16 protein-coding genes are annotated in these 12,150 nt (G+C 40.3%); 1 reads left to right on the forward strand and 15 read right to left on the reverse strand.

Translation table 11 applies throughout. The features are described from left to right. Positions 1–36: 36 nt before the first annotated feature. The 6 genes from DWW33_RS01380 to DWW33_RS01405 form a co-directional block, all read right to left on the reverse strand. On the reverse strand, positions 37–570 hold the full coding sequence (locus DWW33_RS01380; RefSeq protein ID WP_117698628.1) for a Holliday junction resolvase RecU: 534 nt from the start codon (positions 568–570) through the stop codon (positions 37–39). Further along, on the reverse strand, positions 570–1,217 hold the full coding sequence (locus tag DWW33_RS01385; protein ID WP_118087457.1) for a histidine phosphatase family protein: 648 nt from the start codon (positions 1,215–1,217) through the stop codon (positions 570–572). Before DWW33_RS01385 ends, DWW33_RS01380 begins: the two co-directional genes overlap by 1 nt. Before the next feature lie 50 nt (positions 1,218–1,267). Further along, positions 1,268–2,224, reverse strand: coding sequence for an RluA family pseudouridine synthase (locus DWW33_RS01390; RefSeq protein WP_117698630.1), 957 nt, complete (start codon positions 2,222–2,224; stop codon positions 1,268–1,270). Between the two features lie 12 nt (positions 2,225–2,236). Further along, positions 2,237–4,207 carry a YgiQ family radical SAM protein gene (locus DWW33_RS01395; protein ID WP_117698631.1) on the reverse strand — a complete coding sequence of 657 codons (1,971 nt, stop codon included), beginning with the start codon at positions 4,205–4,207 and terminating at the stop codon, positions 2,237–2,239. 4 nt (positions 4,208–4,211) lie between these two features. Then, positions 4,212–4,928, reverse strand: a complete 717-nt coding sequence (locus DWW33_RS01400; RefSeq protein ID WP_118638709.1) for a pseudouridine synthase — start codon at positions 4,926–4,928, stop codon at positions 4,212–4,214. A gap of 98 nt (positions 4,929–5,026) precedes the next feature. Continuing rightward, complete coding sequence (locus DWW33_RS01405; RefSeq protein ID WP_158577438.1) at positions 5,027–5,881, reverse strand: M23 family metallopeptidase; 855 nt, start codon at positions 5,879–5,881, stop codon at positions 5,027–5,029. Between the two features lie 200 nt (positions 5,882–6,081). Here DWW33_RS01405 and DWW33_RS01410 point away from each other — a divergent pair, with 200 nt between their 5' ends. Then, positions 6,082–6,837 carry a hypothetical protein gene (locus DWW33_RS01410; protein WP_330408373.1) on the forward strand — a complete coding sequence of 252 codons (756 nt, stop codon included), beginning with the start codon at positions 6,082–6,084 and terminating at the stop codon, positions 6,835–6,837. A 7-nt stretch (positions 6,838–6,844) separates the two neighbouring features. On the opposite strand, the gene DWW33_RS01415 is transcribed toward DWW33_RS01410, so the two are convergent. From DWW33_RS01415 to DWW33_RS01455, 9 genes are all read right to left on the reverse strand, one after another. Continuing rightward, positions 6,845–7,474 carry an ATPase gene (locus tag DWW33_RS01415; protein ID WP_117698635.1) on the reverse strand — a complete coding sequence of 210 codons (630 nt, stop codon included), beginning with the start codon at positions 7,472–7,474 and terminating at the stop codon, positions 6,845–6,847. Between the two features lie 12 nt (positions 7,475–7,486). Further along, a complete protein-coding gene (gene coaD / locus DWW33_RS01420) occupies positions 7,487–7,972 on the reverse strand; it encodes a pantetheine-phosphate adenylyltransferase (RefSeq protein WP_022243856.1) in 486 nt (161 codons plus the stop codon). A gap of 6 nt (positions 7,973–7,978) precedes the next feature. Next, positions 7,979–8,533 (reverse strand): 16S rRNA (guanine(966)-N(2))-methyltransferase RsmD, encoded by a 555-nt coding sequence (rsmD, locus tag DWW33_RS01425; protein WP_117698636.1) that lies wholly within the window; start codon positions 8,531–8,533, stop codon positions 7,979–7,981. Continuing rightward, positions 8,533–9,027 (reverse strand): CinA family protein, encoded by a 495-nt coding sequence (locus DWW33_RS01430; protein ID WP_117698637.1) that lies wholly within the window; start codon positions 9,025–9,027, stop codon positions 8,533–8,535. The genes rsmD and DWW33_RS01430 overlap by 1 nt, the downstream gene beginning before the upstream one ends. A gap of 11 nt (positions 9,028–9,038) precedes the next feature. Beyond that, complete coding sequence (pgsA, locus tag DWW33_RS01435) at positions 9,039–9,581, reverse strand: CDP-diacylglycerol--glycerol-3-phosphate 3-phosphatidyltransferase (RefSeq protein ID WP_022243859.1); 543 nt, start codon at positions 9,579–9,581, stop codon at positions 9,039–9,041. Further along, on the reverse strand, positions 9,578–10,900 hold the full coding sequence (rimO, locus tag DWW33_RS01440) for a 30S ribosomal protein S12 methylthiotransferase RimO (RefSeq protein WP_118638712.1): 1,323 nt from the start codon (positions 10,898–10,900) through the stop codon (positions 9,578–9,580). The genes pgsA and rimO overlap by 4 nt, the downstream gene beginning before the upstream one ends. A gap of 89 nt (positions 10,901–10,989) precedes the next feature. Further along, positions 10,990–11,244, reverse strand: coding sequence for a DNA-directed RNA polymerase subunit omega (gene rpoZ, locus DWW33_RS01445; RefSeq protein ID WP_022243861.1), 255 nt, complete (start codon positions 11,242–11,244; stop codon positions 10,990–10,992). 3 nt (positions 11,245–11,247) lie between these two features. Beyond that, positions 11,248–11,883, reverse strand: coding sequence for a guanylate kinase (gene gmk, locus DWW33_RS01450; RefSeq protein ID WP_117698638.1), 636 nt, complete (start codon positions 11,881–11,883; stop codon positions 11,248–11,250). A gap of 3 nt (positions 11,884–11,886) precedes the next feature. Further along, on the reverse strand, positions 11,887–12,150 hold the full coding sequence (locus DWW33_RS01455; RefSeq protein WP_117698639.1) for a DUF370 domain-containing protein: 264 nt from the start codon (positions 12,148–12,150) through the stop codon (positions 11,887–11,889).

A 12,150-nucleotide genomic window follows, 5' to 3' on the forward strand; every position in this document is an offset into this window, starting at 1 on the left:
TTGCTTTTCCTAGTATATATTACCTGGAAATAATTGTCAATCCCTTAGCTCCAAATCTTTTTTCAAGCCTTCCAGATAGGGAACCAGGATTCCCGACTTCTTTGGCAGGAAAAATTCCGGATTTAATTCTTCTAGCCGGAAGCTCTTCCGTCCGCCATTCTGGGCTCTCTCCCAGAATTCATAAAGCTGTCGGAATGGCATATAGTAAAATTCATCCCGTTGGGTATAAAATATCAGAATAAAAGAAATACCCTGCTGATTTTCAAAATCCTGCATAAACTGAATCTGGTGAGCATGCACATTGGCAAGAGGAAACGTATCGGTGTGACATTCCTTGGCATCAAAGCAGACCGGAATGCCCTGTACTGCCCCGATATAATCTACGGTACTTTTCTGGTCAAAATAGGCAAGGGTAATATGTCTTGTTTCTTTATCAATATTAATTGGTGTAATCGGTGTCGGAATTTTCTGTATCATTGCTAAATTATGCTCTGCATATTTTTCATTGGTCCGGTTGATAAATTCCTCTAACGTAGAACCTCTTAATCCTCTGGAATTCCAAGTTGGCATCAGAGTATACTTCCTTTCTTTTCTTCCGGCAGTGTGTAATAAATTTTATGTTCTTCGAGAATCCTTATTTTCTGATTCTTTACTTCTAATATATTTACACTGCAGTTTGGCTGGTGGCTGTTCCAGAAATCCTTGATTTCAAGTCCTTTTATGTATGCAAGAAATGCCCGGATGATTCCACCATGACAGCAGATGAGCACACGCTTCATTTTTTCTTCCAGTGGAAGGATTTCATGCTTTAAAAAATCTTCCACCCTGCCAAGTAATGCTTCGTAGCTTTCGCCCTGTTCCGTGGCACGATACTGTTCCGGCGCATGAAATAAAGCATCAATATTTTTAAGGGCCGGATTCCAGCTGAGATCAGCAAGCTTCTGTCCTTCCCCTTCTCCGAAGTTCATTTCACGGATACGTTCATCATAGGAAATCGGGGTGTCCGTTCCTCGCAGAATAATCTCTGCCGTCTGTCTGGCACGAATTAACGGACTGCAATAACAGTAGTCAAAAGTCAATCCTTCGTTTTGGAATCCCTCTTTGGTCTTTTCGGCTAATTCCAGTCCGAATTCATTTAATGGAATGTCAAGTGTTCCCTGTATCAGTCCTTTTTTATTGTAATCGGTTTCTCCATGCCGCATCAGATATACTTTCATCTTACTTATTCATCCTTCCTGTAACATCAGTAGTCTTTCGTTAAAAACAATTACTGCTCTGTGGCATTCTGATTTGCATAACAAATAGCCTTATTAAAATCATCCGGTGGAGCTGCTTCTACACATCTGCCATCTGCAAATATCATACGATAAGCATGTAAAAGCTGATGTTTTACGCCGGTGCGTTCCCGGTAAAAATGATTGATTTTTTCATTACCATATTTACTGTCTCCGATAATCGGATGACCAATGGATGCTAAATGGGCACGGATCTGATGGCTGCGTCCGGTAATCAGATGCACCTGCAGCAGTGTGACATCCTGATATACTTCCAGTGGCTCATACTCGGTTTCGATACAGAGTGCATCCTCTGTTTTTTCCTTTGAAATAAATACCCGATTCTGCCTTTCATCCTTCATAAGATAACCCTTTAAATGCTGCGGTACTGTAATGCATCCAGCTACCAGACAGAGATAATATTTCTTTACGGTTCTTTTTTTCAATGTCTCGGATAAATCCTGCAATCCCTTTAACGTCTTTCCGGCTGTCAGAAGTCCTGAAGTATTGCGGTCAAGACGGTTGCAGACGGACGGCCGGAAGGTCCGCAAATCCGTTTCCTTAAGAGCTCTGCTTTGAAGAAGATATCCGATAATATATTCGTTGGCAGAAATATCGGATGGCTGTGCCTTCTGTGACAGCATTCCTGCAGGTTTATTGATGATTAAAATATCTTCATCTTCATAAACGATATCCAGTGCTGTGGTTGGAAAACTTTCTTTTACCTCTGCTCCTGCAAACTTATCATAAGTTTCATCTGCTAAAAACAGCTTTACCTCATCTCTGGCATTCAGTTTTTCGGATCCATCTGCCTTTTTTCCATTTAATACAATATTCTTTTTCCGAAGCATTTTATAGACAAAGCTTGACGGTGCTTCTTTTAAAAGCTTTTTTAAATATTTATCAAAACGTTGTCCTGCTTCATTTTCTTTAATGATAAATGTTTTCATAACATATCCTTACTATTTCTTTTTATGAACGGTTCGAATCGTATGCTTCTTCTTCGTATTCTGACTGGAAGTCTTTCCCGAATATTTTTCTGTATTTCTGGAATTTCCAGTTTTATACTTTGTCTGATTTTGATTCAGTGTCCGCTTCGTCTTTTTCTTATCCGAAAATGCTTCTTCTTTGGCAAGCTTTCTTGGACGGATGAGGCAATGGGCATCAAAGCCGATTAAATCCGTCCGGTTCGTCTTAACTAACGCTTCATGCACCAAATCATAATTTTCCGGATTACGATACTGTATCAGTGCACGCTGCATGGCTTTCTCATGCGGATTGGTTGCTACATATACCGGCTCCATGGTCCGCGGATCTAAACCGGTATAGTACATACAGGTCGATATGGTGGATGGGGTCGGATAGAAATCCTGTACCTGCTGAGGCATATAACCTAAATCTCTTAAATACTCAGCCAAATCTACTGCCTCCTGCAGGGTCGAACCAGGATGGGAGGACATCAGATATGGTACCAGATACTGTTTTAATCCTAACCGTTCATTCATATCATGATACTTGCGGACAAATTCATTATAAACGGAAACGGGAGGTTTTCCCATTTTCTGTAATACCGGGTCTGAAATATGCTCCGGCGCCACCTTTAGCTGTCCGCTGACATGATATTTACAAAGTTCTTCCAGAAAATTATTTTTCGTATCACATAAAAGATAGTCAAAACGGATACCGGAACGGACAAATACTTTTTTCACGCCTTTGATATTCCGTAATTTACGAAGAAGACTGATATAATCACTATGGTCAGCAACAAGATTTTTACATGGTGTCGGGAACAGACATTGCCGGTTCTTGCAAACTCCCTTTGTGAGCTGCTTCGTACATGCCGGTGCCCTGAAATTAGCAGTCGGGCCACCTACATCATGGATATATCCTTTAAAATCCTTATCCTGTGTCATCTTTTTTGCTTCTGCAAGAATGGATTCATGACTTCTGGTCTGAATAATTCTGCCCTGATGAAAAGTTAAAGCACAAAAACTGCAGCCACCAAAGCAGCCACGGTTACTGACCAGTGAAAATTTTACTTCTTCAATAGCCGGTACACCACCATCCTTTTCATAGATTGGATGATAGGTTCTCATATACGGCAGTGCGTAGATATCATCCATTTCCATCTGGGTCAATGGTTTTGCCGGAGGGTTCTGTACGACAAACATTTTCTCATCATAGGTTTCATAAATTCTTCTTGCCGTAAAAGGGTCTGTATTCTGATACTGAAGGTAAAAGCTCTTGGCATACGCTGTCTTGTCCTCTTTGATTTTATTAAAAGACGGCAATTCCAAGGCATCATAAATATCTTCTTTATTTCGGGTCTTAAAAACAGTTCCATCGATATAAGTAATATCCTTTACCGCAAGACCGGAAGCTAACGCATCTGCAATTTCAACAATGCTGTGCTCGCCCATTCCATAAGAAATCAAATCAGCACCGGAGTCCAGAAGAATGGAACGTTTTACCTTATTAGACCAGTAATCATAATGCCCAAGTCTTCTAAGACTTGCTTCAATACCGCCGATAATGATTGGATTATGTTTATAGGTCTGACGGATCAGATTGCAGTAACTTACCACTGCATAATCCGGGCGTTTTCCCATAACGCCACCCGGTGAAAATGCATCATGGGCACGTCTCTTTTTCGATACAGAATAATGGTTTACCATGGAATCCATATTCCCACCGGAAACTAAAAAGCCAAGCCGTGGCTCGCCCAATATGGTTACGCTTTCCTTGTCACGATAATCCGGCTGTGCAATGATACCCACGGTATAACCATGTGCCTGCAATATTCTACTGATAATAGCATGTCCAAAGGAAGGATGGTCTACATATGCATCTCCGCATATATAGACGAAATCCAGCTGCTTTATCCCTGCTTCTTCCATATCTTTTCTTGAAATTGGTAAAAAACCGTTCTGCATTCTCTTATCCTTCCTTTAATGCCTGTAATTCTGACTCTGTCAACGGACGATACGCTCCTGTTGCCAGGGTTTCGTCCAGCTTTAAGTTTCCCATGGAAAGCCGCTTTAAATAAATGACCTTTTTTCCTGTTTTTTCAAACATCCGCTTAATCTGATGATATTTTCCCTCGGTAATAGTAACTTCAATTTCTGATTCTGAATCACTTTTTAAAATCACAAGTTCAGCAGACTTTGTAAGGTTTTTCTCTCCGATATCAAGACCCTTCCGAAAAGCCGTAACATCTTCAGCAGTCACTTTTCCTTCTATTCTGGCATAATAAGTTTTTGCCACATGTTTCTTCGGAGATAAAAGCTCATGAGCCAACGCACCGTCATTGGTGATAAGGAGCAGCCCTTCCGTATCCTTATCCAGTCTGCCTACCGGAAACAAATCTTTTCTTACAGCATCTTCTATGAAGGAAACTACAGTTGGAAAATGCTTATCTTCCGTGGCACTGACACAGCCGGCAGGCTTATTTAGCATATAATATTCCCATTGGGAATAATTAACCTTTTCGCCTTCGAGGTTAACAATATCCTTTTCCGGTGAAATCTTGTATTCCGGACGTTTGATGATTTCTCCATTTACGGTAACACGTCCCTTGGAAATATATGTTTTCACCTGACTCCTGCTTCCCTTGCCCATTTCTGTTAAAAATTTATCTAATCTCAAATCTTTCATTCTGATACGTTCCTTTACTACTCTGATTTAGCAGACACCGCGATAACTCCAGAAGCTCGCAAAGCGTGTTTCTTATAATTCAAATTCTAATTTAAATCTTAATATTGATAATGTAATATTTTCTTCTCCTGATAGAGATATTGCAGGATGGAATAGGAATTTACACTAAACTCCCGTTTATTTTCATCATTTAAATAAATTCCAAAATGAAGATGCACATCAAAATTACCTGCGGTTCCTTCTGTCCTAGAATATCCGGTATCTCCCATAAATGCAATCAGCTCTCCGGCATGAACCTCGTCTCCGATGGAAAGTCCCTCTGCATAATCCGACAGATGTGCATAGTAGAAATATGCTCCATGAGGACTCCGGATTCCGATACGGTAACCCCCAAGTTCCAGCCAGCCCATCTGCTCTATGGTTCCATCGCAGACACTGATTACCGGGTAATTTCCCCGCTCATTGATATCTGCCATAATATCACAGCCTTCATGTCCTCTGTCTCCACCATAAGTGCGGCTCTGCATCCAGGTGTCTCCAAAAGTTACTTTTTTCTCTTCGTCCCAGATGGTATCCGGAACCGGAAAATAGACAATGTCAGACCAGATACTGTCTAAATAGGCTTCCTGCTTTTCAATTTCTTCTTTATGAAAATGCAGCAATCTTTTGTATACATCTTTCAGCTCGTTTTTTTCTGTTAAATCTGAAGCATAATATGCCAGAAGATAGCGGGTAAATGTCATATCGTCCTGAGCCTCACCATCTTCAGACTCATATTTCCTGAATTTTAACACCGTTTCCGGAGAGACTTCCTGATTCCGAAGTTTCTGAAAGAACTCCTGTTGTTCAAATGCTATATAAAAGGCTGCCCGCTTTTGAATCTGCTGTAACAGGCTGCAGTCTATGACCAACAGCAAAAAAAAGAGAATAATGACACAAATTTTCTTCTTCATAATAATCCGCATAAAAGTTATTTTATACAATATATTGAACTATGAAAAAAACTATTTCTCTTCTGATTCTTTTTTTGTGCTTAATATTATTATTTGTGCATCCCATGCTTACGGTATCAGCCGCAGCAAATGGCCTTATGCTCTGGTATCAGAATATTCTGCCTGCATTGCTTCCTTTTGCCATTCTATCCAATATTCTGATTTCATCCGGAGTTTTTTATCATATTTCAGGAATCCTCTATCCATTCATCCATCTCCTGATTCCCTGCAGCAGAAATGCCTGTTTTCCACTTCTGTCAGGATTTCTATTTGGTTTTCCTATGGGAAGCCGTATCTGTGCCCAAATGTTAGAGGAAAATCAATTATCAAAGGAAGAAGCAACCATTCTCTTTGCAATCTGTAACAATATCAGTCCTATGTTTATTGCAAGCTACATTGTTCATGACACGCTTCGGCAGGACAGTCTTTTATTGCCAACATTTGGGATTCTCTATCTGCCGCCACTGATTCTCTGCCGCATTCTTTATGCCCTTCAACGAAAAAGTCTAACGCAAAAAGAAACGGCACCACGATTAAAATTAAACTTTTCAATCATAGATGCCGGTATCATGAACGGTTTTGAAATTCTTTGTAAACTCGGTGGATATATCATGCTCTTTTCTATTCTGTTAGAACAGATTACCTTTTATGTGCCACAAAAGCTCTTACAATTACCACTTTGTATTCCATTGGAAGTTACTAATGGAATCCGGCAGATTTCTGAAGAAGCTCTCTCTCCACAACTTGCTTATGCCTTAATTTTAAGTCTTACCTCTTTTGGCGGATTATGTGGCTTCGCCCAGACCTATTCCATGGTTGCATGCCAGAAGCTCTCCATGAAATATTATCTGCTGGTCCGAATCAGTCTTGCATTCTGTGCTTTCCTTCTGGGGTACATGATATATCCGGCAGGATAAATATATATTACTCTTCCGGAGTCTCATTTGCCGGAGCTTCCTGTGTGGCAGGCTCTGCTGTTGTTTCCTGTTTTGCCTGTCCGGAAGAAGCCTCTTCTTCCTCTGGAAGCAGTTCATTCCGGTTTGCCGTTACAACATCCAGACAACCCTGAAGGGTATGAATCAGATTATCATATCTTGCCTGTGAACCTTCAATGGCATGACTTAAAATTTCTTCAATATTCTTAAGACTGCTGTCCGTATACTGAATTGCACCCATACGGATATTATTGGCATCATTGGTTGCTTTATCAAGAATCTCCTGTGCCTGCTTGGTAGCAATCATAACAACCTCATTTGCCTGGGCATAAGCCTGTTGCATAATCTGGTGTTCACTGACAAGCTCGCTGGTCTGTACCTGTGCCTGAGCAATGATGGCATCTGCTTTTGCCTGGGCATCTGCCAGAATAGCTTCTTTGTTGCTGATAATCTTCTGATAACGCTTGATTTCTTCTGGCGTTTTCATTTTTAATTCCGTCAGGAGTTCTTCTAACTCATCCTTATTAACAACAATTTTTGTACTGGATAATGGCTGATATTTGCAATTATCAATATATTCTTCGATTTCTTCTATGATTTGTTCCATTCTGCTACTCATCGTCCACACTCCTTATTTTTTGATATTATATTTATCATAAATCCGCTCTATAAACTGTGGTGGGACAAAATGAGAAATATCGCCACCATAAGAAGCATATTCCTTTACAATTGTAGAGCTGAGATAGGAATATTTTACATTCGTTGTAAGAAATACCGTATCTATCTTTGGATTTACACGATGGTTCGACTGTGCAATCTGAAGTTCATATTCAAAGTCCGTTACCGCACGCAATCCTCTGACGATAATGGTTGCATCAATTTTTTCCATAAAGTCAACTAAAAGACCATCAAAAGAAGCAACTGTTACATTCGGCATATCTTTTGTTATCTCTTTTAACATACTAACACGTTCATCTAAAGAAAACAACGAGTTTTTTGCACTGTTATTTAAAACTCCCACAACCAGCTCGTCCACTATTTTCGAAGCACGTTCAATCATGTCAACATGACCATTTGTGACCGGGTCAAAGCTGCCCGGATAGATTGCTTTTTTCATCATAGGTTATTCCTTTCTGGATATAAAGGCATGTAAATTTGTCTTATATTTTTTGCATTTATCAAGTGTAAAACCAAGCTCCTCAAGATACTCAAAACCCGTCTTTAGGGACGCTTCTACAATAATTACCGTATCTTCATCTACCAGGGTCGATTTCGAAAGTAGCATCAGCACATCCTTTTCCAGCTCCTGATTGTAAGGCGGATCCATGAAAATAATCTGGAATGCCCCTTTCCCTTCCAGACTCCGGATAGCTGCCATGACGTCCATCTGCAGTAAACGGCACTGGTCATTAAATTTGGTAAAGTTAATATTATCCTGTATACATGCTGCTGCTTTTTTCCCACTTTCCACAAAAACAGCTTCTTTCGCTCCACGACTGACAGCTTCCAATCCAATCTGTCCGCTTCCTGCAAACAAATCTAAGAACCGGCAGTCCGCAATCTCGTATTGCAGCATATTAAAAAGCGTTTCCTTAATACGGTCTGTTGTCGGTCTTGTGTCTATCCCTTCAATTGTTTTCAATGGAAGGCTTCTTCCTTTTCCGGCTATTATTCTCATCAAAATCCCTCTTTTATCAGTAAATCATTCAGTTCCTGCAATGCCGTCTCCACCGCATGCATACGCACTTCACTACGGTCTCCGGAAAATACATAACGTATAACTTTCACAAAATCATTAATTTTATAACCAATGTATACCAGTCCTACCGGGAACTTTTCACTTCCACCGCCTGGACCTGCAATACCGGTTACTGAGATTCCGACATTCGTACCGGCAACTTTTGTTACGCCACGAACCATTTCTTCTGCTACTTCTTTACTTACTGCAGTGTGTTTCTGTAAGGTTTCTTCCGATACACCTAGTACTTTATGCTTTACCGCATCCGAGTATGTGATATAAGATTCTTCCAGCACATCCGAAGCACCCGGCACATTAATCAAAGTTGCGGCTACAAGTCCTCCGGTACAGGATTCTGCGGCAGCAATGGATAAATGATTCTCCGTCAGCCTTTTTACAATTTTATCTTCCAGATTTTCCTGTCTTTTTTCCATGGGAATCCTCTTTATTTCTGTTCTTTTAAAACAGCTCTGTTTTTCCAGAGATAATCAATTAGAGATACAACCGTTAATACCAGTGCAATATAAGTAAGTACGGTTCCTAATAACTGGAAGTAACAGTTATCAAAATTAAGAATCAATACAATGACCATAAGCATCTGGAATGTGGTCTTAAATTTGCCCCAGTAGCTGGCTGCAATTACAACGCCGTTATCAGCTGCTACCAGACGGAAACCACTGATGATAAACTCACGGCTGATAATTACGATTACAATCCAGGCTGCAAGCTGTCCGGTTTCAATCAGGCAGATCATTGCGGCACATACCAGCAGTTTATCCGCAAGCGGGTCCATAAATTTGCCGAAATCTGTCACAAGATTATACTTTCTTGCAATCTTCCCATCCAAAAGGTCTGTAAGACTTGCTACAATAAAGATTGCTACAGCAATATAATTTGCATAACCCGGACAAATCGGTGCCAACATAAACACTACAAAAAACGGAATCAAAATTACTCTGAAAATTGTTAATTTGTTTGGTAAATTCATGCTAATTCTCCTATCAAATCATATTCATAAGCTCCGGTTACTTTTACTTTGGCAAAGTCTCCGGTCATTAAGTTTTCCTCTGCATTTACAAAAATATATCCGTCAATAGATGGCGCATCACGGTAGGTTCTTCCTACATAAGCATTCTCATCTGCAACTTTTCCTTCGATAAAAGCATAAAGTTCACGGTCAACCATATCTTCATTTTTCTCAAAAATAATTTCTTCCTGAAGCTCCATGACTTCCTGTTGCCACAGTTTTTTCGTCTCTTCCGGAATCTGATTTTCCATCTCAGCTGCTTTCGTTCCTTCTTCCGGAGAATAGGTAAATGCGCCCAGACGGTCAAATTTCATTTCCTGTACGAATTCCAACAGCTCTTTATGCTGCTCTTCTGTCTCTCCCGGGAAGCCACAAATTAAAGTGGTCCGGAGCGTAATATCCGGAATTTCTTCCCGCAGATGATGAATAATACGAACAAGGTCATCCTTATTGGTCTTTCTTCCCATTCTCTTTAATACATCTGAATTTGCATGCTGAATCGGAATATCCAGATAATGGCAGACTTTATCATTTCGTTTGATTGCTTCAATCAGTTCATCATCAATTTCTTCCGGATAACAGTAAAGAATACGAATCCAGTACAATCCCGGAATCTTGTTTAATTCATCCAAAAGCCGGTGCAGGGATTTTTTTCCATAGAGGTCAATTCCGTAAAGGGTGGTCTCCTGGGCTACCAGAATCAGCTCCTTTACACCGCCCTCTACCAGTTCTCTGGCTGTTGCTACCAGTTCTTCGATCGGAATACTGCGGTAGTTACCTCTGATATATGGAATGATGCAGTAAGTACAGCGTTTGTTACAGCCTTCTGCAATTTTTAAATGGGCATAATGTCCACCGGTGGTAACACATCGTTTGGTATGCAAGGTCGGAAGTCCTTCCAGTGAATTTAAATTGGTATAATGTTTTCCTGCCATAACTTCTTTCACAGCAGAAACAATATTATCATAGGAATTAGTTCCAAGAATTGCATCTACTTCCGGTATTTCTTCCTCAATCTCACTCCGGTAACGCTGGGCAAGGCACCCGGTTACAATCAATGCCTTTGCATGTCCGGTTTTCTTATATTCTGCCATTTCAAGTATTGTGTTAATACTCTCTTCTTTGGCATCATTGATAAAACAACAGGTATTAATTACTATCACATCTGCCTGCGTTTCATCATCAATAATGGTATATCCGGCATCACGGATCATACCAAGCATATATTCTGAATCTACCAGATTCTTATCACAACCCAGTGATACAAAGAAAATATTCATTCATTCCTCCGTAACAGGAAAAAGTCCTGTATATATTTTTCTCTTACATGATGAAAGGGTTACCAAACCATGTTGGCAACCCCGCTATGCTACTCGTTATCTTCTGAAACAGCATCTTCTCCCATGATTTTTACCTTTCCGGTATAAAGCTCTTCTACTGCGATAGAAAGTGGTTTCTTTCCTTTGGCATTTTCAACCAATGGTTCATCTCCACCGATAATCTGTCTTGCTCTCTTTGCAGTAGCAATTACAATAGAATATCTGCTGTTTACGACCGGTTCTTCTCCGATTTCAACGTCGTTATTTACGACCTTCATTAACTCAACATAAGATGGATGTATCATAATTTATTCTCCTTTCGAAAAGCACTTCAGCTCTTCTCTGATTTTATTGATGAAATTTATATTACGTGATGCACAATCATGCTCGTTCTCAATGATGCTGTGGATATTCTCCACACATGCAGGGACGGTATCGTTCACCACAATGTAATCATACTGATTCATAAACTCTGCTTCCTGGGATGCTCTGCTTAATCTTGCATTGATGGTTGCCATATCTTCAGTTCCACGATTCACCAGGCGGTTCTTTAATTCATCCGCATCCGGTGGTGTTACAAAGATTAAGATGGTGTCCGGGAAACGTTTCTTTACGTCAAGTGCTCCCTGAATCTCTATCTCAAGAATTACATCTTTTCCAGCCTCTAACTGTTCATCTACATAGGCTTTTGGTGTACCATAATAATTTCCTACATAACAGGCATGCTCAATTAACGCATTGTCTGCTATCATCTGTTCAAATTCTTCTTTGGTACGAAAGAAATAATCAACACCATCCACTTCTCCTGGTCTCGGATTTCTCGTGGTAGCTGAAACAGATAATGCATACGTATCCTTATACTCTGCCATCAGAGCTTTCATCACAGTGCCTTTGCCGGCACCGGAGAAACCGGATACTACGGTTAATATACCTTTTCTTTTCATTTACTATTCCTCACTCAGTTTATTTCCACTAATCTCGTTAAATCTGCCAGTCAGTGTATCCGGCTGTAACGCAGAAAGAACGATATATCCGGCGTTGGTAATAATCACCGCACGGGTACGTCTTCCCTGGGTTGCATCCACCACACACTCTTCTTCTTTGGCTTTCTGAATCATGCGCTTGGCAGGTGCAGAATCCGGCTGAATCACAGCAACAATCTTATCTGTATTTACTACATTTCCAAATCCAATATTCATAAGTGCTGCCAT

This window comes from Roseburia sp. AF15-21, from assembly GCF_003479505.1.
GTDB classification, from domain to species: domain Bacteria; phylum Bacillota; class Clostridia; order Lachnospirales; family Lachnospiraceae; genus Roseburia_C; species Roseburia_C amylophila.